General features: G+C 35.2%; 22 protein-coding genes. 19 read left to right on the forward strand and 3 right to left on the reverse strand.

Features of this window, described 5'->3' with window-relative positions; translation table 11 throughout:
- Positions 1–27 precede the first annotated feature (27 nt).
- The 18 genes from BLQ66_RS05990 to BLQ66_RS06065 all read left to right on the forward strand — a co-directional run bounded on the left by BLQ66_RS05990 (position 28) and on the right by BLQ66_RS06065 (position 19228).
- A complete protein-coding gene (locus BLQ66_RS05990) occupies positions 28–1464 on the forward strand; it encodes a sugar transferase (RefSeq protein ID WP_074521391.1) in 1437 nt (478 codons plus the stop codon).
- 10 nt (positions 1465–1474) lie between these two features.
- On the forward strand, positions 1475–1930 hold the full coding sequence (gene pssD, locus BLQ66_RS05995) for a PssD/Cps14F family polysaccharide biosynthesis glycosyltransferase (RefSeq protein ID WP_074521392.1): 456 nt from the start codon (positions 1475–1477) through the stop codon (positions 1928–1930).
- Between the two features lie 9 nt (positions 1931–1939).
- Positions 1940–2431: a PssE/Cps14G family polysaccharide biosynthesis glycosyltransferase gene (gene pssE, locus BLQ66_RS06000; RefSeq protein ID WP_074521393.1), complete on the forward strand. Its 492-nt coding sequence runs from the start codon at positions 1940–1942 to the stop codon at positions 2429–2431.
- A 30-nt stretch (positions 2432–2461) separates the two neighbouring features.
- The gene (locus BLQ66_RS06005) at positions 2462–3889 is read left to right on the forward strand and encodes a tyrosine-protein kinase domain-containing protein (RefSeq protein ID WP_074521394.1); all 1428 of its coding nucleotides are present in this window, start codon (positions 2462–2464) and stop codon (positions 3887–3889) included.
- Positions 3890–3914: 25 nt separating this feature from the next.
- On the forward strand, positions 3915–4898 hold the full coding sequence (locus BLQ66_RS06010; RefSeq protein WP_074521395.1) for a glycosyltransferase family 2 protein: 984 nt from the start codon (positions 3915–3917) through the stop codon (positions 4896–4898).
- Between the two features lie 4 nt (positions 4899–4902).
- A complete protein-coding gene (locus BLQ66_RS06015; protein WP_074521396.1) occupies positions 4903–5832 on the forward strand; it encodes a glycosyltransferase in 930 nt (309 codons plus the stop codon).
- Between the two features lie 27 nt (positions 5833–5859).
- On the forward strand, positions 5860–7221 hold the full coding sequence (locus BLQ66_RS06020) for an O-antigen ligase family protein (RefSeq protein WP_074521397.1): 1362 nt from the start codon (positions 5860–5862) through the stop codon (positions 7219–7221).
- Between the two features lie 48 nt (positions 7222–7269).
- Entirely contained in the window at positions 7270–8115 is an 846-nt protein-coding gene (locus BLQ66_RS06025; protein WP_051195428.1) for a glycosyltransferase family 32 protein, read from the forward strand.
- A 39-nt stretch (positions 8116–8154) separates the two neighbouring features.
- The gene (locus BLQ66_RS06030) at positions 8155–8853 is read left to right on the forward strand and encodes a VanZ family protein (RefSeq protein WP_074521398.1); all 699 of its coding nucleotides are present in this window, start codon (positions 8155–8157) and stop codon (positions 8851–8853) included.
- Positions 8837–10930 (forward strand): CotH kinase family protein, encoded by a 2094-nt coding sequence (locus tag BLQ66_RS06035; protein WP_074521399.1) that lies wholly within the window; start codon positions 8837–8839, stop codon positions 10928–10930. The genes BLQ66_RS06030 and BLQ66_RS06035 overlap by 17 nt, the downstream gene beginning before the upstream one ends.
- A 22-nt stretch (positions 10931–10952) precedes the next feature.
- Positions 10953–12128 carry a nucleotidyltransferase domain-containing protein gene (locus tag BLQ66_RS06040; RefSeq protein ID WP_074521400.1) on the forward strand — a complete coding sequence of 392 codons (1176 nt, stop codon included), beginning with the start codon at positions 10953–10955 and terminating at the stop codon, positions 12126–12128.
- 12 nt (positions 12129–12140) lie between these two features.
- Complete coding sequence (locus BLQ66_RS06045) at positions 12141–13664, forward strand: oligosaccharide flippase family protein (RefSeq protein WP_074521401.1); 1524 nt, start codon at positions 12141–12143, stop codon at positions 13662–13664.
- A gap of 6 nt (positions 13665–13670) precedes the next feature.
- Positions 13671–14588 (forward strand): phosphoenolpyruvate carboxykinase (ATP), encoded by a 918-nt coding sequence (locus tag BLQ66_RS06050; protein ID WP_074521402.1) that lies wholly within the window; start codon positions 13671–13673, stop codon positions 14586–14588.
- Positions 14589–14659: 71 nt separating this feature from the next.
- Positions 14660–16669, forward strand: a complete 2010-nt coding sequence (locus tag BLQ66_RS06055) for an asparagine synthase-related protein (RefSeq protein WP_074521403.1) — start codon at positions 14660–14662, stop codon at positions 16667–16669.
- 153 nt (positions 16670–16822) lie between these two features.
- Positions 16823–16969, forward strand: coding sequence for a paeninodin family lasso peptide (locus BLQ66_RS11890; protein ID WP_143452983.1), 147 nt, complete (start codon positions 16823–16825; stop codon positions 16967–16969).
- A gap of 72 nt (positions 16970–17041) precedes the next feature.
- A complete protein-coding gene (locus BLQ66_RS11895) occupies positions 17042–17188 on the forward strand; it encodes a paeninodin family lasso peptide (protein ID WP_143452984.1) in 147 nt (48 codons plus the stop codon).
- Between the two features lie 50 nt (positions 17189–17238).
- Positions 17239–17445 carry a hypothetical protein gene (locus BLQ66_RS06060; protein WP_074521404.1) on the forward strand — a complete coding sequence of 69 codons (207 nt, stop codon included), beginning with the start codon at positions 17239–17241 and terminating at the stop codon, positions 17443–17445.
- 109 nt (positions 17446–17554) lie between these two features.
- Positions 17555–19228 (forward strand): ABC transporter ATP-binding protein, encoded by a 1674-nt coding sequence (locus BLQ66_RS06065; protein WP_083330287.1) that lies wholly within the window; start codon positions 17555–17557, stop codon positions 19226–19228.
- An 86-nt stretch (positions 19229–19314) separates the two neighbouring features.
- On the opposite strand, the gene BLQ66_RS06070 is transcribed toward BLQ66_RS06065, so the two are convergent.
- A complete protein-coding gene (locus BLQ66_RS06070) occupies positions 19315–19767 on the reverse strand; it encodes a lasso peptide biosynthesis B2 protein (RefSeq protein ID WP_034245987.1) in 453 nt (150 codons plus the stop codon).
- A 240-nt stretch (positions 19768–20007) separates the two neighbouring features.
- On the opposite strand from BLQ66_RS06070, the gene BLQ66_RS06075 reads away from it, so the two are divergent.
- On the forward strand, positions 20008–20280 hold the full coding sequence (locus BLQ66_RS06075; RefSeq protein ID WP_027431495.1) for a PqqD family peptide modification chaperone: 273 nt from the start codon (positions 20008–20010) through the stop codon (positions 20278–20280).
- A gap of 115 nt (positions 20281–20395) precedes the next feature.
- Here BLQ66_RS06075 and BLQ66_RS06080 read toward each other — a convergent pair whose 3' ends face one another.
- Both BLQ66_RS06080 and BLQ66_RS06085 read right to left on the reverse strand, forming a co-directional pair.
- A complete protein-coding gene (locus BLQ66_RS06080; protein ID WP_074521406.1) occupies positions 20396–21190 on the reverse strand; it encodes a sensor histidine kinase in 795 nt (264 codons plus the stop codon).
- 12 nt (positions 21191–21202) lie between these two features.
- Positions 21203–22141, reverse strand: coding sequence for a capsular polysaccharide synthesis protein (locus BLQ66_RS06085; RefSeq protein ID WP_074521407.1), 939 nt, complete (start codon positions 22139–22141; stop codon positions 21203–21205).
- Between the last annotated feature and the right edge of the window lie 75 nt (positions 22142–22216).

The following is a 22216-nucleotide window of genomic DNA, read 5'->3' on the forward strand; positions in this document are numbered from 1 at the left end:
TTTAAAATAGTGAGGACGGGAGACTCTATGGGTGCTAAATTAGGGAAAATAGTCGGTAAAAGCATGTACCGACGAAACGGTGGAGCTAACACCAACTTTGTTTACATGTTGACAGACATATTGCTAGGGATTTTTTCCTACTATATTGCTGCAATAATTAACCATTATTACCTAGATGAAGCAAGTCTATTTTCAGATCTATGGGCAGTTTGTTTAGGTATCGTCATTATTTATATAATGACCAACAAGGACACAAGGGCATATAATGTTACAACCTTCTTTTACAGAGATAGATTCGTATTATTTGTTACAAGATCCTATCTTTTAAGTTTAGCTGTAAATGTATTGCTACCTTACCTTACACATGATAGAAGAATTTATGAAAATGCATTCCAGCTATTCTTCTTTGTCATTATTTATTTTATATTGCTCTTAATTAATGCAATGTTTAATAGATACTTAGTTACAAAGACTCATTTGCTATCACAACGTTCTATCATGATTGGAAACAAGAGAGATTATAAGGATTTCATCCATTGTATGCATAGAAGTAATTTCAATGCTGAAATCGTAGGCTTTCTTTCCTTTGACAGGGAGCAGGGAAAAGATGCCAACTATCTTGGAAACATAGATGATTTAGTTGAAATCATTCAGAATAACAATATTGACCAAATTTTTATAATGAGTAAGCATGAGAAAGATATTGCTACAATTCAGAACATTATGGATATATGTAATGTAATGGGAGTTACTACAAGACTTATCCTTAATGTATATAAATCTAACAGTGTTCAGCGCTACGTAAGTAGTATCGGAAAGTATCCTGTTATGACATATCACGCAGTACCTCTTAGTATGTCTACAAAATTCTTTAAAAGATTATTTGATATTATAGTTAGTTCGATTCTTATCGTTGTAACTTCCCCAATTGTTTTAGTTACAGCTATTGCAATAAAGCTTGATTCAAAGGGACCAGTTTTCTTTAAACAAAGAAGAGTTGGTAAAAATGGACGAATCTTTGATATGTATAAACTTCGAAGCATGTGTAACGATGCCGAAGCAAAGAAGAAAGATTTGTTAAAAAATAATCAAATGAACAACAACCTTATGTTTAAAATGAGTGATGATCCACGAATCACAAAGGTTGGACGTTTTATAAGAAAGACAAGTATTGATGAGCTACCACAGTTATTTAATGTTTTAAAGGGTGATATGAGTTTGGTGGGTACCAGGCCTCCCACAGTGGATGAAGTAAGCAACTACACTCAAAGACACTGGAAGCGACTTGTTATTTGGCCAGGTATTACGGGAAATTGGCAGGTAAATGGCCGTAGTAAAATCACAGACTTTGAAGAAGTAGTTGACTTAGATGTGGAATACATTGACAATTGGACACCATCACTAGACCTAAAGATTTTATTAAAGACCTTTGTGTCAGTAATTGGTAGAAATGATGCATATTAAAGGAGACATTATGAAGATTGCTTTTTTAGCCTCTTCAGGAGGACATTTAGAAGAAATATCCTGCCTGTATCCAATTGCAAAAAAGTATGACTCTTTTTTAGTAACTGAAGAAGGTGGCCAGGAGAAGACCCTTTGGGGAAACAAATGCATAAAAGTGCCACAGATAAATAGAAAACAAAAGGATTTTATCCCTGCCTTTATAAAACTATTTTTAAAGGCAAGGAAAATCCTAAAAAAGGAAAGACCCGACGTTGTAATTTCAACCGGTGCCCTAATGACCTATCCTTTTTGTGTGGTGGCAAAGAGACTTGGAGCAAAGGTAATCTATATTGAATCCTTTGCAAGAGTTGATTCTGCCTCTCTTACAGGAAAGTTAATGAAAAAGAAAGCTGATTTATTCTGTGTGCAGTGGGAGGAATGCAAAGAATTTTTCCCAGAGGCTGAATATATTGGTGGAATCTTTTAGGAGACTTTTATGATATTTATTTCACTAGGAACTCAGAAGTTCCAATTTAACAGACTATTAAAACTTGTAGATGACTTAAAAGAAGAAGGCCTTATAAAAGAGGAAATATTTGCTCAAGTTGGAAACAGCGATTATAAGCCAAGAAATTACCAGTATTTAGACTTTCTTTCAAATGAAGAATTTACTAAAAAGATGGAGGAGGCTTCCTTGATAATTAGTCACAGCGGGGTAGGAACAATTTTAAAGGCCCTTAATAAGGACAAGCCTATAATTGTAGCCCCTAGACTAGCGAAGTTTAAGGAACATGTGGATGATCACCAGATAGAGATTGCGAAAGCATTTTCAAAAAAGAATTTCTGCTTCATCTATGAAGAGGGGGACGACCTTGTCTCACTCATAAATAAAGCAAAGACACACAAGTTTGACAAATACGTTTCAAGTAAAGATAAAGTAATTGCAAGATTAGAAGATTACCTAGCTAGATTAGAAGAAAGTCTATAGGAAAGGAAACTATTAAGAAAGGAAAGATTTATGTTTAAGATTATTGTAGCTAACTTTCATTTAGAAAAGATTCTTTGGATTATTAAGAAGAATCTCACTTACATGGTATTTTGTGGCCTAGTTGCTGCACTTTTATTTGGAGGATATGCTTATGCAACTCGTAGTTCTGTATATCAGGCTAAGATTTCATTTTACGCATACTCAGATCCAGACTACGCTTCAGATACTTCTGTAAATATCACTTATAGCGAAGTAAATCAGGCAAAGAACCTCATTTCTAGCTATACACAGATTTTAAAGAGTAACACATTCCTTGAAGCCTTAAAGGAGGAGACAGGACTTAATTACTCAACATCTACTTTTAAAAATATTATCTCTACAAGTGCCGTTGAAGATACAGCCGTATTCTATGTTTACGTTGTAGACTCAAACCCACTTAATGCACAGAAAATCGCCAACGCAATTGGTGAATTAGCACCAGATATGATTGTAACTTTAGTTAAGGCCGGTGGTGTACAGGTGCTTGATTCTGCAGAGCTTCCAACAAGCCCATATCAGCAGACAAATGTACCATTTACAGCCATCCTTGGATTCTTCTTTGGTGCAATCCTTGCCTTTATCTTCTTTATCTTAAAGGGCTTACTAAACACAACCATTAGAAAGAAGTACGAAATCGAGGATATGTTTACAATTCCAATCCTTGGTGATGTACCTGAAATCGAAACTGAAGAGGCTAAGGGGGTTATTAAGAATTCTTCTTACAACCCTAAGGTTTTAAATGAGGATAGCACTTTCACAATTACTGAGGCCTATAACTCAATTAGAACTAAGCTTTTATATACAGCTAAGGATCAGAAATGCCCAATTTATGGCATTACTAGTGCAGATTCCGGTGAGGGTAAGTCCCTTAACTCTATGAACCTTGCCATTAGCTATTCTTTCCTTGGTAAGAAGGTTTTACTTATTGATGGTGACTTAAGAAAGAGCGGTATCTCAAGAGTATTAAAGACTACTTCTCGTCAGGGCTTAAGCCAGTACCTTGCAGGTATTAATAAGGACTATGAACTATTTAACTATAATAACAACTTAGACATTTTATTTGCTGGTGAGATTCCTCCAAACCCTATGGAATTATTATCTAGTGAAAAATGTAAAAACTTACTTGAGAGCTTAAAAGAAACTTACGATGTTATCTTTATTGACTTCCCACCTGTTGGCGAAGTAGCAGATGCTCTTGCCCTTGCTGATAGCGTTACAAGCTTCGTCTTAGTTGTTCGCGAGAACCACACTAAGTTTGATAAGGAAGAAAATGTAATTAGAACTATCGAGCCACTTGGAGCTGACATTTGCGGATTTATCTATAATGGCATCGCCGTAAACTCTAGAGAATACAAGTACAACACAAAGAAGTACGGTAAGGAATACGGCTACGGTTTAAAATATAGCGCAAGCAAGTAAATTAAATTCAAAAGTGAGGTAAGACATGCAGGTTAGTATCATAGTTCCAGTTTATAACACATCAAAATATCTAAGGCGATGTGCCGATCATCTTGTAGGTCAAAGCCTTACGGACATAGAAATCATTTTCATAAATGATGGCTCAACAGATGATTCCCTAGAAATTCTAGAGGAATATAAGAGGGCCTATCCTGACAAGGTAAAAGTTGTATCTAAGAAAAACGGCGGTCAAGCCACTGCAAGAAACTTAGGTATAACTCTTGCCACAGGAGATTACATTGCTTTTGCAGACTCTGACGATTTCGTGGAAGAGGATATGTTTAAAACCATGTATGAGTCAGCAATAAAGAATGATGCAGATTATGTGGAATGTTATTTTCACTTTATAGAAGATAAGAATGGGGACTATAAGGAGCTTAAAACTAGAGGTGAAGTTAGAGCCCATAAGGACAATAAGGATATGTTTATAAATCCTCAGGTTTCCCCTTGGAATAAGCTCTACAAGGCTTCAATCCTTAAGGAGAATAACATTAAATTCCCAGAAGGCTTAATTTACGAGGACACTGCATTTTTTATAAAAACCATTCCTTTTATTAAGACTAGTAACTACGTCTCAGACCCTTTTGTTCACTACTTTTTAAGAGTGGGTTCTACCATGAACTCTAAATCCTTAAAGGCACAGCAAAAGACTGGGGACATAATTCTAGTTTTAAAGGACATTATTGATTTTTATAAAGATAAGGGTTTCTATGAAGAATACAAAAAGGAACTTGAATACTTTATCTCTAAGATTTTGCTATGCAGCAACATAAGCAGAATCGGACGAGTTACAGATAAGAAATTAAAGAAGAAACTAATTAGAGATAGTTTTTATAATCTTGAGAATTGGTTTCCAGAATATAAAAAGAATCCTTATTATCAGGGCAAGTTAAAGACCTACATTAACTTCATTAGCCCTTATAATGCAGGATTAATAAGTTTAGTTTTAGCTAGACTTATGAGAGGTTAGTAAAATGAAAATTTCAGTAGCAATGGCTTCCTATAACGGAGCCGACTTTATAATTGAACAGTTAGAATCAGTAATTAATCAGACTAAAAAGGTAGACGAAATCATTATTTGCGATGATGGTTCAAAGGATAAGACTTTTGAAATCGTGACTAATTACATCAAGGAAAAGAAGTTAGAAAATCTAATTAAGCTAGTTAAGAATGAAGAAAATCTTGGCTATGCCTCAAACTTTCTAAAAGCTGTAAGCCTTACAACTGGCGACTACATTTTCTTTTGTGATCAGGATGATTTATGGGTGGAAGATAAGGTGGAAAAAATGACTAGCCTTATGGAGGCAAACACTAATATCGACCTTCTCTGCTCCGAGTTTGATAGCTTTGTATCTTCTAAAGATGCCCCTAGACCATCAAAAGAGGCAACTAAGACTTTTACAAACAATAAAGAGCTAGTAAAGCTAGACTTTAATTCTACTAACATCTTTATTGGCTGTGAAGGTTGCTGCATGCTTGTTAGAAGAAGCTTTTACGATGATATCAAGGACTTCTGGTATAAGGGCTGGGCTCATGATGAGTTCTTTTGGAAAATGGCTCTCGTTCGCGGCGGCCTCTACTTCTATCATGGCATAACTCTTCATAGACGACTTCATTCTAACAACGTCACCATGCATAAGATGCGTGACTTAAAAAAGAGAATTAACTTCCTTGAGGATTTAAAGAAAAGCCATGCACAGACTTTAACTTATGTTGAGGCCAGTGACAAAGATTTGAAAAAAATCGACCTTTTAAAGAAAAATATAAAGGCTACTGATTTACGAATTGAAATTTTAAGGGATAAGAAAATTTTTAACACCATCCCACTAATCTTTAAATATAACAATTGTTATCACAGCAGAAAGTCAATTCCTGTGGAGCTTATGATGGCAATTAAGAACTAATAATTTACTTTCTAGATTGGAGAATATATGAAAAGTAAATATATAAAAGATAAGTACGAAAAGAACTTCTATAGTAAAATTGCCTGGCTCTTTTTATTTGCCATTTATGTACTTCCACAGTACTTTGGCTTCCACCTAGCCATCGATTTTACTGCCCAACGTATTATGCTTATTATCGTCTTATTTATCATTTTCACCTCACAAGTGGAAGTAAAGAGATTTACAGGAATGATAATGGAACTTAAGCATAGCATTTTCATTGGGCTCTACATTTTCGTAACTTTATATACTTTGGTATTACGTGCAGATATTAGTGCCTTTCTTAATCCCTTTATTGAATTTTTGATTTTATTTACATTGATTTATTTAATAAAGACAGAATATGGCGCTGATTACGTTTTCAAATGGATTATAAGATTTATATATTTCCTACTAATTATGGGCGTTATAGAATACCTACTTGGGGAGAGTTTATTTGCAAAGCTTGAAACCATTAAGGGCCTATACACTGGTGCCTTTGTTAGATCAGGAAGTTACAGAATCATGGGACCTGCTATCCATTCCCTAGGATACGGACTTATGCTTGTTACCATGACACCTTTCGTAGTCTTTGACTACAAAAATAACAGAATTGATTTCCTTTTAAGAAAAGGTCTTTTGATTCTTCTTATTGTAAATGTATTTTTATGCGGCTCACGTTCAACCCTTTCAATTCTCTTCTTTGAGCTTCTTGCTTTATTTATTTTTTCAAGCAAGGAACATAAAAGAAGATTCGGGGCAGTGTTTGTGCCTTTCATACTTATTATGATTGTGGTGGTATTCCTAACACAGAACATGGCCTTTGGTAGATACGTTATGCTTCAGATTACAAGTATTATAGATGAAGGCTTTGGAACAAACTTTTCTGTAAACTACGGTGCTGATTCAGCCTTGGCAGAGTCTTCAAACTACAGAGCCCAGCTCTATGACATTTTTAAATTAAAATGGTTAAACCCACTTGTAGGTATTGGTAGAAAGCGTTCCTTTGGTGCCGAGATTAACGGTTCCTACGTTTACAGTGTAGATAATTACTACATTTGCGAATATATCCGTTACGCTTATCCTGGTCTTTTTAGCTACATTTTAATAATCTTTAGCTTCCTAAAAGACTTTGTGAAAAAAATTTACCGCTACAAAGACCCTTATTGCATCGTACTTTTCGTTGGTGTAGTAAGTGCCTATGCTAATTTATTTTGGATTGACTCCCTTATGAACTTAAAGTACATATACATTTTATTTGCACTTTTCATATGTAGAGATTGCTATTCACATCCCCTTAAGGAAATTCCAAAAGAGGATAGTAAATTAAAGACAAATTCAAAATACATTAAGAAGTCAGTTTTATATTAACTTGCTTTTAATTAGTTAAAAGCAGCTGCTAAGATTTAGGAGGATCAAATGACTAATAATACAAACAAAATTCCTAAGATTCTACATTATTGCTGGTTTGGCGGTAAGCCACTTCCAAAGGACCTAAAAGAATGCCTTGACACTTGGGAAAAACTAAAGGGCTATAAGATAATGCGTTGGGATGAATCTAATTGTTCTTTTGATGAAAATGATTTTGTAAGAAAGACCTTTAAAGAAAGAAAGTTAGGCTTCATTGGAGATTACTATAGATTAAAGGCTGTATATGAATACGGCGGAATTTATCTTGATACAGATGTTAAAGTAAACAAAAGCTTTGATAACTTGCTTGATTACCCTTGCTTTATTAACTTCATCTTTGATGATTCAGTAGGAACCGCCATCATTGGTGCAAAGCCAGGCAATAAGTATATTAAAGATTTACTTGATATGTATGATAACACTGTTTTTGGAAAGACTCCTAATGGCAAGCAGCTAGATTTTGTAGATGGAAAATATATTGCCTACGGTTATCCAACAAGTAATTATTATCACACTTACCACATTTTAAAGACCTATAAAGACTTTAAGTTAAACAACAAGTTCCAGGATTTAGGCGACTTTGTAATCTTCCCTAAGGAGTATTTTGAAATCGGTACTCTAACAGGTAGACACTATGCAATTCACCTAAATGCAGGAGAGTGGAGAACTAAGTCTGACAACGAAGGTCAGGGATTAAAAGCAAAGATTAAAGGATTTTTAAAGAAAAATCCAGCAATCTATGATAAAGTACAAATACTAGTTAGAAAGAAAAGATATAAGGAATTAAAGAAAAATATTCCTTTCTATTCTTACTATCTAGCCCAGAGAAATAACACAGAATTACCAAATTTATAAGCTATAAATAATCCTGTTTGTTAAAAATGGAGGATATCTATGGATGGTTACACACAGATTAGCTATAACGAGCTATTTAAATTAATATTTGATCAACAAACACAAAGCGTTTCATATGGACTATTAATTTTAGCAGTCTTTGGGCTTGCATTGATAACACATTCTATATGTCTTTTTCTTTCAAAAAGAGAAATTAGAAAGGTTAAGGCATTAGATGAAACAATAATAATTGCAATACTTGCTTACGCCTGCGTATTGCTTAGCATTACCTTCTTTAATAGAGAAGAGGGCTCAAGGGGCACAATAAATTTAGATACTAGAGTTACCCAGACGGTGATTAAAACATTTTTTGAATTTATCTGTCACCCAACAAGGCTCCCATTAACTAAGTTACTATTAAAAAATTTAGGAGAAGTCGGTGCTATAACAGCGTCTATTTATTACATTTTAAATATAGCGCTCTTTATGCCTTGGGGCTTTATTCTTAGTGTGGCTCATTATAAAGAAGGCTTAATTGGAAAATTATTATTGCCCTTCCTATACAGCGTTATAACTAGTGGAACTATCGAAACCGTGCAGTTAATCACAGGTCGTGGTTATTTTGAAGTGGAAGATATTATCACTAATATAACTGGTGGGCTCATAGGCGCAATACTTGCTTGTTTAGTAATGCTAATTATAAGACTAATCAAAAAAGCTAGAAATAAAAATGGAGGAAATTATGGCTTCAAAGAATAAGTTTAAAACTAGAGATAAGATAATAATTGCAATAAGTGTTGTAATCATCATAATTCTTGCCATTATCATCGTCAGTGATAAGATGGCCCAAAAGGATGAAGAAAAAACTCTAGAGAATTTAGAAACAGCAACAGACATTTCCCTTAATTCTAATGTGAATTTAGAAAATGTATATATAAATGAAGTTAGTGCTAGTGGTTATGTAGAGCTCTACAATAACGACCAGACAGAGGCAGACCTTTCAAATCTTTCTCTATATCTTAACGGAGAAAAGATTTATAGTTTTGAGGATAATACAAGTCTTGATTCTAAGGAATATTTAGTAGTAGAAACAGGTCTAGCACTTGGAAGCGGCGAGCATGACATTGTAAGCCTTGGGGATGATACAATGGAAAACTATCTTGGAACTAGAGGCCGCTATTTAACAGTTCCAACTCTTACAGCAGATCAAAGCTTTGGCTACACAGATACAAGCTTTACATCTACAGCCATTATGAGCCAGACAAAAAATGGCAACAACTCAAAGGCTACAATTGTTAAAAACACTGATGATGTAAGCTTTAGTGTCTATGGTGGTTACTATGATAACGACATCTCTCTAAGCCTTGAAGCAGCTGAGGGTAAGACAATTTACTATACAACTAATGGTGAGACTCCAACTACAGAGTCAAATCTTTATACAGATGAAATTAAGATTAGCAATGCTAGTGGAACAGACCTTACTCTTACTAACGAAGTAGCAGAGCAGAATAACGATTCTTATGTTACTACAAGCTCAAGTAAGGGAACAGTAATTAGAGCTATTGCTGTGGATGCTGATGGAAATGTATCTAATGTCTATACTCAGACTTATTACATCGGCCAGAAATCAAGCTCTGATGTTAAAAACTACGCTTGCCTTTCAATTACAATAAATCCAGAGGATTTTGCAGATTATTTTAATGGTATTTATGTAAAGGGTACTGGCTATGAATCAGCTCTTGCTAGAGGTCTTCAGGCTTCTGATTACTCTAACTTCTTAACAGCTGATGAAAAGGACGTAACAGTTGAATATTATGAAAAGAGTAAGGATAAGACTTATGAGGGAAATCTTAAGCTTAGCGTAATTAATGACTACTCCGTTTCCACATCTCAAAAGAGTTTACTTTTAAGCTCAGATTCAGATTTAAACTGGGAGGGCTCAAGCCTTAATAAGTTCTTTGGTGGCACTAATAATAGCCTAACACTTACAACAAATCTTACAGATAACACATATAAGATAAGAGAATACTTAGCTGCCAATCTTTTAGAGGACACTAAGGTAGCAAGCTTAAGCCTAACACCAGTTTCCGTCTTTATTAACGGCGAATACTGGGGACTTTACTGCCTACGAGCAACTATTGATGAGGGCTATATTGCTGATACTTATTCTCTAGATGAAAGTGACGTAGTAGTTTCAACAACTACAGGAGAGGTTTCTAATAGCAATCACTCAGAATACGGTGAAGAATACGCAGACCTTGTTAGCTGGATTGCAAAGCATGACATGGCTGATGAAGATAACTACGACTACGCAGAGGCAAGAATTGATATGGATAGCTACATTCAGTTTATGGCAGCAAATCTATATTTATCTAATGCCTACCTTGATTCAGATACAAAATATGTTTGGAGAACAGTTTCCAAGGACGGCGAGACAGAATATAGTGATGGAAAGTGGCGCTATATCTATACACCATTAGATGGAACTATGGAAAATACAAGCGCAAACGGACTTGCTTCCGCAACTATTAACTCTTATCTTTTCGACGCTTTCCACGACGATAAGATGTTTATGTCTTTAATTGACAACGAAGAGTTTAGAGCTAAGCTTATCCAGACAATGGAAGACTTCGCTAATAATACTTTTAGTGAGGAAAATGTTAACGAAGCCATAACAGCAGTCACAGACATGCTTGAAAAAGGTACTGAATATAGTTACAAGAGATTTATCTCTAGTGGATCTTTATCCTCTGCATATTCTAGTGAACTAGATACAATCAGAGAATTCTTTGAAACTAGAAAAGACTATATCTTAAAGTACACAAACGAAATTTAAAAATAGAGGGGGAGCTTTAATCATGAATAACACAATCAACATTGATTTCTTAAGAGACTTAATTTTATCATCACTAGAAAAAGAAGAAATTAAAAGTGTTTATGAAGGCGTAAATATTGAGGATTTGTGCAGGCTAGCTAGTCTACATCAGATGGAATACATTTTACTAGAGCCCTTAACTAAGCTAGACATTGATGAAAAATACAAGAAGTTAATTAAGGCAAGACTAGCAACAGATACCTTCATTGACCTAGGTCAAAGACAGCAGGTAAAAAACATTTCCAATAACCTTGAAAACTACGGCGTCGACTATATGCTAATGAAGGGTTCAATTTTAAAGGAAATCTATCCAAAGTCTGTACTTCGCCAAATGGGGGACATTGACCTTATGATCTATGACCAGACCATGAATAGATCTAGAGAATTATTTAAGTTCATGGGCTATGAGCTTATTGATTCTGTCAAGATTCACGACGTTTATAGAAAAGAACCTCACTGGATTGTTGAGGCTCATTGGGCTTTATTTGATAAAAATGTAGACAAGAAAATCTATGATTATTATCAGGTTAAAAGAGCAACTCTTAAGGAAGGCACAAAGGCTTGTTACCAACTTAGTATTGAAGACTTCTATGTTTACATGATTGCTCATATGGCGAAACATTTTTATGAAAATGGATGTGGCATTAGAAATTTAGTAGATATCTATGTCTACTTAGAACATTTTAAGAATAAATTAGACTACGAAAAGCTAGAAACTGAGCTAGAAGTTTGTGGTCTATCAAGCTTCGAATTCCAGTCAAGACGCCTTGCCTATGACTGGTTAGAAAAGAAGGAATTAGACAGTCTAGAAAAAAGTTTATTCTACTTTATGCTTGATTGTGGTGTATATGGTAAGGGTGAAAACGGCTTCTTTAGCCAGTTTGCTAAGCAGGAAGAAAACCAGGATATTGAAAAAGTGGTTAAGGGAAAATGGTTCTTCTTCCCACCAATTTCCTACATGAAGGAATTCTATCCAAAGCTTAACAAGCACCCTGAACTTTTGCCTTACTACTGGCTTGTTAGAGGGGCAAAAGGCCTTACACATAAGGAAAGTCGAAAGAGAAGAATTGAATTAACTCGCGTAGATACTACAAAAGCTAAGACAATCGTAGACCTATATAAGAATATGGGCTTAGACTTTACTAGAACTGATGAGTAATTTGGAGGATTTATGAGTAAAGAAAGTAGAACAAAACAAACTGCTAAAAATATGACTTGGGGTTTTGCTTCTCAATTTGTGGCTATGGTCCTTAGCTTTGTATCAAGAACCGTATTTATTAGATATTTAGGTGCAGAATATCTAGGTATTAACAGTGTTTTTTCGGATGTATTAAACCTTTTATCCATGGCAGATTTAGGCTTTAATACAGCAATGGCTTATTCTTTTTACAAGCCTCTTGCTATGAAGGATGAGAAAAAATTAGCCGCACTTGTAACCTTCTATAGTAACGTCTATAGAATTATAGCAATTTCAATTACAGTAATTGGCCTTATTTTAGTGCCTTTCCTACGTGTAATTGTAAAGACAGAAACAGATATACCACTTCTTGAAGTTTACTATCTATTCTCTCTTGCTGGAGTAATTATTTCATATCTTTTTGTATATAAAACAACTATTCTTACAGCAGACCAAAAGAATTATGAGTTAACTTCCATTAATATTTACATTTCTTTTGGAAAAACATTTTTACAGATTCTAGCCCTTGTTTTATGGCAAAACTACATTGTCTATCTTGCAATAGGCGTTGTGCTTCAGTTTATTAGAAATCTAATTGCCACAAGGAAAGCCGAGAAATACTATCCTTACATCAAGAACAAGGAAAAGCTTTCAAAAGAGGACAGGGAAAGTATTTATAAAAATTTGCGATCAGTTGTAATTTACAAATTAAGTAACACCTTATTTACAGGAACGGATAACATTATTATTTCCATGATTGTTGGTATTGGAATTGCAGGACTTTACTCTAACTATCTTATGATAAGTCAGAAGCTACTTCTCGTTTTGCAAATCATTTTCTCCGCATTAACAGCTAGTATCGGTAATGTTATTGCCAAGGAAAATAGCCAGAAAAGATACGAAGTCTTTGTAAGTATTCAGTCCCTATCCTTTATTATGAGCGGCGTTATTACTTGTGGATTCTTCCTTGTAATTAACGACTTTATCACAGTTTGGTTAGGCGCTAACTATACCCTCGACTTCTTAACAGTAGTGGCAATTACACTAAATACATACCTTTCATGTATCCTACAGCCTTTCTGGGTTTACAGAGATGCCACAGGTCTTTACATGAAGACAAAATATGTTTCCCTTGCAGGTTCCATCCTAAATATTGTTTTATCAGTAATTTTAGGCCTCTGGCTTGGTCTTGCAGGAATTTTACTTGCAACAGTTATATCAAGACTTTCATCTTACTTCTTATATGAACCAATAGTTTTATTTAAGGATTTCTTTGATAAAAGTGCTACAGGTTACTACACATCAATTGCTAAAAATGCGCTTATTGCCCTAGCTAGCTGTGTTTTACTTAAGCTATTACTAGATAGATTTACTATTGATTCATGGCCAAAGTTAATTGTGGAAATCATTTTCGTTGGACTTGTTGTGTCCCTTATTTACATAATTTTTTATCACAATACTGACGGCTTTAAGATGATTTCTAACAAGGTTAAGAGTTTTATAAAGAAAAGGAGCTAAAGGAAAATGTACTACTACAAACTCTATGGAAAGAAGGTAATGTCTGAATTTGAGCTTTATCAGTGTGTTAGCATTGATGAAATTAGCAAAGACGACGCCGATATTATTATTACTAATGAGCAGTTACCAGAAGAAATTTTAAAGGAGTTGCCTACAGACACAGAGCTAGATTCAAAGATTGATAGACACTTTAGCTACTTTACTAATAGCTGGGGCTTCTTTGGAATTAGAGAGGGAAAATATATCACAGCCTATAAAAGAGAAAATGCCAGTGAAGAAAATCTTCACCCTTTTATTCTTGGCTACTGTATTGCCTTTTTATTCTGGCAAAGAGATATGCACTCAATTCACTGCAGCTGCGTAAGAATTAATGGCAAGGCTCTCTTAATTTCAGGAGTTAGTGGTAGTGGAAAATCCACTCTAACAACTCGTATCCTTGATACAACTAATGCGAGCCTCATCTCAGACGACGTAGTGGTTGTAAATATAGAAGAGGATAAGCTTCTTGCTTACCCAGCCTTCCCACAGCAAAAGCTTTGTAGGGATGCCCTTGAGCGTAACGGCCTAAAGGAAGAAGATTTACGTTACATCGATGAAACTAAGGATAAATTTGCCCTTTCAAGAACTGAAGGTTTTTCAACCGAACCTGCCCAGTGCCTTGGCATGATTGTCCTTGACCATTCAGCAGATGTTGATAAAGTCCAGTATGAAGCCATTAAGGGTAATGATAAAGTAGCAGCTATTTATACAAACTGGTTCCTATTCCCAGCCATGCGCGAGCTAAAGACAGATATTAAGGACTTCTCAAGATGCCTTAAAATCGCCTCTAAACTAGATATCCTCCACATGACTCGCCCAGAAAATATAGATAGTACAAAAGAGCAGTTAGAGATTGTAAAGGATTTCTTTAAGATAGAATTATAAATTTACCTAATAGCCTAAATCTAGTAGCGCTGGATTTAGGCTAAAATTAGATATAAAGGAAGGGAAAAATTATGGCAGCAATATCCGGCGTAATTAAAACAACAGGTGGCCTAGAAAACCTAGAGGCCATTAAAAGCGCAATGACTAAAAGTCTGCAGGGCTATAAAATCGATAAAATTAACGTCCAAACAAATCCAGAATTCGTATTTGTTTCCGGCGAGCAATACTTCACAAAAGAAGATCACTACAGCATCTCCCCATACTATGATGAAAAAAGACAAATCGTCTTTGCCACAGATTGTATGATTGATAATAGGGAAGAATTAATTCCTCTAGTAAAGGAAAATCTTGTAACTGATATGTCCGAATTTTTCAAAGAAGATGAGGCTGATTCAATGTCTGATTCTTTCAAAAAAGCATGTGAGAAGATTTCTGACCAGGAACTTATCTATGCCGCATACCTAAGCTTTGGTCCAGATTTTCCAAAAAAAGTTTTAGGTATATTTAGCTTTGCAGTTTACCATCTAGATAGCAAGGAATTCTATCTATACACAGACCACACCTCAACTAGAACTATACATTATGCCCTAGATGGGGATTATATCTACTTTGGAACCCTACTTAATAGTATTAAGGAGGCCACAAAGGAAACTACTAAAAAAAGCTATAAGCTAAACGAAGAGTGGATTAGCCTAGCTTCCGCCCTTGCAAATCCAGACATGATCTACAAGGTGGATTTGTCTGCCTATGAGGGCATATATACCGTTGAGGCTGGCCATTACATTTTCATAAAAAATGGTAAAATCAAGTCCCACAGCTACTACAATCCTGCAAAGGAAGCCAAGGAAAACAAATTAAAGTATAAAAGTGATAAAGACTGGAGAGAGGCCTTTGTAAGCACCCTAAATAGCTGCGTGAAATCAGTACTTAGATCTGAGAAAAATACAGGCTGTACCTTAAGTTCCGGCCTTGATTCTAGCTCTGTTGCCTGCCTTGCCTTAAAGGAACTTAAAAAAGAGGATAAGAAGCTTTATTCCTACACCTCTGTACCTCTAAAGGACTATCTAGCCAGCACAGATAGTGACAAATACGCCATTGATGACGAATCCTTTGGCCCAAAGATAATCAAAAAATACTACGATAATCTTGAACCAAACTTTGTAGATTGTAAAGGAAAAACTGCCTTCTCAGATTTAGAAAATACCATTAAGCTAACAGAGCTCCCTCACAAATCCCTAGTTAACTACACTTGGATTAGCGAGATTTACGAGCTTGCAAGTGCCAATGACTGTAAGGTCATGTTAAAGGGTCAGTACGGCAATTCCACAATCTCTAACGGCAAGATTTTATCAAGGGTTTATCAGGATTTAAGAAAATGTAAATTTGCCACAGCACTAAAAGAAGCCAAGGCTTTTTGCAACTACCGTAAGGTCTCTAAAAAATACTTCCTTAAGACCTTTTTAAAGACATTTATGAATAAATTCTTCCTAGATATCTCTGCTATAGATGAACATTTTCTAAGGGCAGACTTAATTGAAAAGTACAAGATAAAGCAGCTTATAAAGGAGAATTTCACTAGAGAGGGCGGTAGCTACATGGACTCTAGAAAGCAGTTTGAGCGCTACGTTTACGACACTAGAATCCTACAGCATCTAGGCCTCTTTGACACTCGTCTTAGCCTTATTTATGGCCTTGTTATAAGGGACCCCGCAAAGGATAAGCGAATAATTGATTTTTGCTTTAGGGCAGATCCTTCTTGCTTTGTTAAAAATGGTGTGGAGCGTCGCATGGTTAGAGACTATATGAGGGGCATCGTGCCAGATGAAATTCTTGATATTGTAAATCGACGTGGCTTACAAAGTTCTGATTATGCTTACAGAGTAAATCAGGTTTGGAAGCATGAGCTAAAAAGCAAGGTTTTATCTAGCTTAGGAAACCCTTTCCTTTTAGAGTACTTTGATAAGAAAAAAATAGAAAACTTTAAAAAAGAACTAGAAGCGAAAGAGCAGATAAACAGTGACCAAATACAGGAAACTCTATGCTTGGTTAGTCTATCCGAATTTGGAAACCTTGTAAATTAACAGAGTTTCCGACCGCATAAATAGGGCATTTGTGCGAAACTCGTTTTTTATTTCACAAAGATTTAATTCTTACAAAGTTGTTAGATTGCTTTACAAACCTCAATTTCATAATATAATAAAAAAGAATTAAGAAATAAAAGGAGGGACTTCATTATGAAGACATGGACAAAGCCAGAATTAGAAGTATTAGCTATTGAAGAAACAGCACAGGGTAAGGTTATTAAGCCTTCATTTGACTCTGTTAGAACAGATGAAAATGGCAATCTTTGGGCTAGCTTCCCATCAGGAGCTGAAGAATAAGATTTAGCTAATTATTAGATTAATGATTTAATGAAATTAAAATGAAGAAGATTTAAATTGGAGGATTTTAAAATGAGAACTTGGACAACACCAGAATTAGAAGTATTAGAAATTACAGAAACAGCACAGGGTAAGGTTATTAAGGCTTCTTTCGATGCTATTAGAACAGATGAAAATGGTAACCTTTGGGTTAGCTTCCCATCAGGTGCAGAAGACTAATTAATAACTTACATAATCGTTATTAACTTCGTAGTAAAGGAGATTCAATTATGAAGAATTGGAAGACACCTGCAATCGAAGAATTTGAAATTAAGGATACAGCATGTGACCGTGGATACGGCTATGAACAACCAACAACTAGCTGCACTACTCCTGGATATACAGTAGATATTTCAGGTTGGGCAGAAGAAGTTAGTGGAGATAACTGTTCTGGTTTCAATATTTATGGTTTCTTCGGTAAGGGTTGGATTTGGTAATTTTCTATGAAATTTTTATAGACTTTTTACTTAGTGGAAACTATAATTGGAAGGGCTTTAATTAAGCCCTTCTATTTTTTTCTAAAAATCATTTAACTTGGAGGAACTAGTGAATAAATTTTTTTCAAAACTGGCAAAGATAAAATCTAAGAAAGAATACATCAGCTGGTTATTTTCATACTCGAAACCTTACATTCCAAGAATCATCTTGGTTATGTTTTTTAATATTATGGCCACAGTCTTTTCTATACTTATGGCACTTTTATCAAAGACCATTATAGATTCAGCAACAGGTGGCAACATTATTGCCTGGGCTATTGGCATTTACTTTATTATGATCTTTGTAAACATCGCCTTTACGGTGGCTAATAGTCTCGTTTCAATAATGCTTAACGAGCGCTTTTCATTTGGCATAAGAAAGCAAGTCTATGAGAAGATTATTCATGCTCATTGGATGGACATAAAAGAGTATCACACAGGGGATTTAATGACCCGTTTTACAAGTGATGCAGGAAATGTTGCAGACGGTATCGTCAATACAATACCAACAATCATCGAACTTTTCTTTGAACTTTGTGCAACCTTCTTTACTCTCTTTTATTATGAGCCACTTCTTGCAATATTTGCCATTATTCTAGCGCCTCTCTCAGCTTTAATTAGCTATGCTTTTGCTAGGAAAATGCACAAATACCAGAAGAAAGTGCAAGAATCAGAATCTGCTTATCGTTCCTTTGTTCAGGAAAGCCTTGCTAACTTACTTATTGTAAAGGCCTTCACAATCGAAGATGAAGCAGTAGATAGACTTACAAATTTACGTGATAACAGATTTAAGTGGGTATTAAAGCGTGCCGAGGTTGGTATTGCCAGCTCATCAGCCCTTAATTTTGCCTTCCAGTTTGGCTATATCGCAGCTTTTGCCTTTGGTGCCATTCAGTTATCAAATAACTCAATTACATACGGTACAATGTCGATTTTCCTTACTCTTGTCAATAGAGTTCAGGCTCCAATCATTAACCTTGCACAGCAGCTACCTAAAATTGTTTCTATCTTTACTTCTGCTGGCCGAATCATTGAGCTTGAGGACATTAAGACAGAAGACCGTTTACCAAACAAGATTGACTCAACAAATGTTGGTGTAAAGCTTGATAATGTAAACTTTGGTTACACTGAAAAAGACTTAGTCCTTGAAGAGGTGAATTTAGACATCAAGCCTGGCGAATTCGTTGCCATCGTTGGTGAATCAGGTATTGGTAAAACAACTCTTGTAAGACTTATTATGAGTTTTATGAACCAAGCAAGCGGCCTGATTTCTTTTTATAATAAGGAAAATGAATCAGAGCCCGCCAACGCTTCTACAAGAGAGTTCATTTCCTATGTCCCACAGGGTAACACACTTTTTAGCGGCACAATCCGCGAAAATATCCAAATGGGCAATTATAATGCCACAGAAGAAGAAATCCTTGAGGCCATTAAAATGGCCGCTGCAGATAGCTTTATAAGCGAGCTTCCAAAGGGCATTGATACAGTTATTGGGGAAAGAGGTCATGGTATCTCAGAAGGACAGGCACAGCGAGTAGCCATCGCAAGAGCCTTAGTTCGTAAGGCACCTTTCCTAGTTTTAGATGAAGCCACTTCATCCCTTGATGAAAAGACTGAAATCAAAGTCTTAGAAGGCATCAAAAAACTTAACCCAAGACCAACTTGCCTTCTCATCACCCATAGACCAAGCGTCCTAAAATACTGTGATAGAGAAATTAAGATTGAGAATAAACATACAATTTAAGATATATAAGAAGACAGCCAAAGCATTACCTTGCCTTGACTGTCTTTTTATGTCTCATTTTTTCAATTCGTTTCGTCACTTCATTTCTAAACATAGAACTTAGCAACAGTAGTATAGTCGCTACCATCTCCCCCAGTAACAAAGACCTGGCCGCATCGTAACCATGCGTGAGCCACCATCTTGCCAGTTTCATCCTTGCCAATGCCAAGATACATTGTAGAGTGAACATGTCTCTTCTTTAGAAGATACTGGGCTGTCCAAGCTCTGCACAAGCACTTAGTCTCCCAAGGAGCTTTAGTTGTAACTCTAGCAACTCTATCTCCCACATGCATTGCAAGTTTAAGATTTTCAAGATCCTCTTTTTCAGGGGATTCCACACCTCTCGTCCCAAATCTTTCCTCTAGCTTTTTAGCCGGAATCTTATAGATACATTTAAAATAATAAGCAGAAACTATAACTGCCTGAATAGTCATTAACTTCTCATGATTCTTAAAAATAAAGTTAAAACATAGCTCAAATAATCGTTTAATCTTTCTCATTATCAAAACCTCATTAAAATATAATAATGTGTAAAAATTTTACCATATATGTCTGGAAAATACATCTAAAAATTTTACAAATTTTCAAAGAGAGTCAGGAAATATCAATATTAGTTTTATTTACTTATAATGAAAATTTTTTATCAATTTTAAATTGACATTTTTTTAAAATAAAGTATTATATAATAAGAAAAAATTTTATGTTTTTTTGATCTCACATATTTATTTGAGGAGGAACTTATGGATAAAAGCACTAGAATCCATTTGACAAAAAAGCTTGAGGTTGCCGAACTTGATGGCGACAAGGCAATGATTGATTTTGAAACTGGAAAATACTTCCTTTTAAAAGGAGCAGCTAATGAAATTTGGGATATAATCCAAGAAGATACAAAGGTTGAAGATATAGTATTAAATCTAAGAGCACAGTACGATGTCTCAGAAGACGAGTGCTTAGGTGCAACAATTAGTTTCTTAGAAAATCTTAAAAAATTAGGCTTTATTGAAGCTAAATAAGATAAGGATAAAAATAAGACCCCTGCAATTTTGCAGAGGTCTTATTTTTATCCTTATAGAAATTTTCATGTCCCATTTTTACAAATCTAAAGCTTATATGTTTTATTTCACAAATCTACTTAATTAGAGGAAGCTCTATAAAAAACTTACTTCCAACCCCTAATTCACTTTCGCAGTAAACCTTTCCCTTGTGATGTTCAATAATGGATTTCACAATGGCAAGGCCAAGTCCGCTACCTGTAACCGACTCTGGAGTTCTTGCATTTGAAACTGTGTAAGATCTATCAAAAATCTTTGCTACATCTTCCTTAGCAATGCCAATCCCTGTATCTTCAATACAAATAACAAGCTTTCTCCTTTTTATATATGCATCTAATTTAATACTGTCGCCCTCATTTGAGTACTTAAATGCATTTATGAATAAATTGTCCAATGTACGGGTAAAAGTGTCTATATCAATGCTACAGAAGGCTTCAAGGTCATAGCCAATTAAATACTCTAGCTTTCTAGTCTTAAAACGGCTATCCTCCAAGAGATAAATGTAATATTCCTTGAGAAAATTCTTCATGTTGACCCTCTCAAAACTATATCTGTGAGAAGGATTATCTAGTGAAGTGAGGTAGAACAAGTCCTGAATTAAATTTTCCAAAACTGTGCTACGTCTATCAAGCATGGCAATAATAGAATGAAATTCCTCAGAACTTGGCATTTCCTCACCCTCAAAGGTGTTAAGGTAATCAACCGCATTTCTAATTGCAGTCATTGGCGCCCTTAAATCATGGGAAATGTTTGCAAGCATCTGATTTCTAATCTTATGCTCATTAGAGAGCTGCTTGTTTGCCTTCGCCAACTTCAAAGTCAAATCCTTAACCTGGGAAATCTCTGGTTGTGTAAAAACGTTCTTTGGCATAATTCCTCCCTATTAATCCAACTCTCTAGCCATCAATCTCTTATAAAATGTATTCTCCCCGCTAGTTTCCTTCTGGGAAAACTTATTACTAAGCTTATGAACATCTGTCATGCTCTTTAAAAGCTCCCACTTAAGCTCGTCAAATTCCTCGCCCATGTAGCTTGCAAGAACGTGAGCATTTACCTGACTAACGATTGGCATTTTCTCAAATTCTTCTTTATAGAAATCCACCGCCATAGTCATAAAAAGCATGTTAATAAAGTAGTTTAAATCCCTATCATAATCCTTCCAATAAGCGTATAAAAGCTCCTTTGTGAGATTTAAAATATTGTTGTTTGTCTTACTTTTCATAAACCAGTTATTAATTGTCATAATCTCCGGATTAAAGCCAAAATAATAAAAAGAGTAGGCAAAGAAATCCATCTTATCTGTAAATTCCACAAACTTTGAACCCGTCAATAAAACAGTAGAATCAATCCAGTATCCGCCGTATTTTGTCAAAAGCTCAAGTCTTACAAGGTCAGAAAAGTAAGTATAGCTTATAATTCCCGCTTTCTTCTTTTCTAAAATGTGTCTTGGCATCTCAACGTAATCGCCATAATTTTCCTCAGTAATAATTGTAATTTTTTTACCTGGCAAATGTTTCTTTACCGAATCAACACAAATCTTAACTAGCTCTGGCGCTGCCTCTAAGCCCTGAAACCAACAAATCCAAACCTGATCATTGTTGTCTCTTTTTTCCAAATTTTCCCAAGGTCTATTAGCGCTAACCTTTGCCAAATATTCCTTCTTAAGTCTTTTATAATAAAGCATTCTGTGCTTTTGCCCCATCATAACATTGTAATTAAAGGAAAGATGCTCCCCCTTATATTTTGTCTTTAACATTATGTTATCATAAATCGAACCTAAAAGCATTCTATCTTTAATCTTATTAATAACCTTACTTGCCATATCTATAATCTAGTCTAAATCTAGTCCTTTCTTAAATGTCTGCTATAATTAATCCTTAAAAGTATAATGCAAAAG

Origin of the sequence: Lachnospira pectinoschiza, assembly GCF_900103815.1 — a bacterium.
In the GTDB taxonomy this organism is placed as follows: Bacteria; Bacillota; Clostridia; order Lachnospirales; family Lachnospiraceae; genus Lachnospira; species Lachnospira pectinoschiza_B.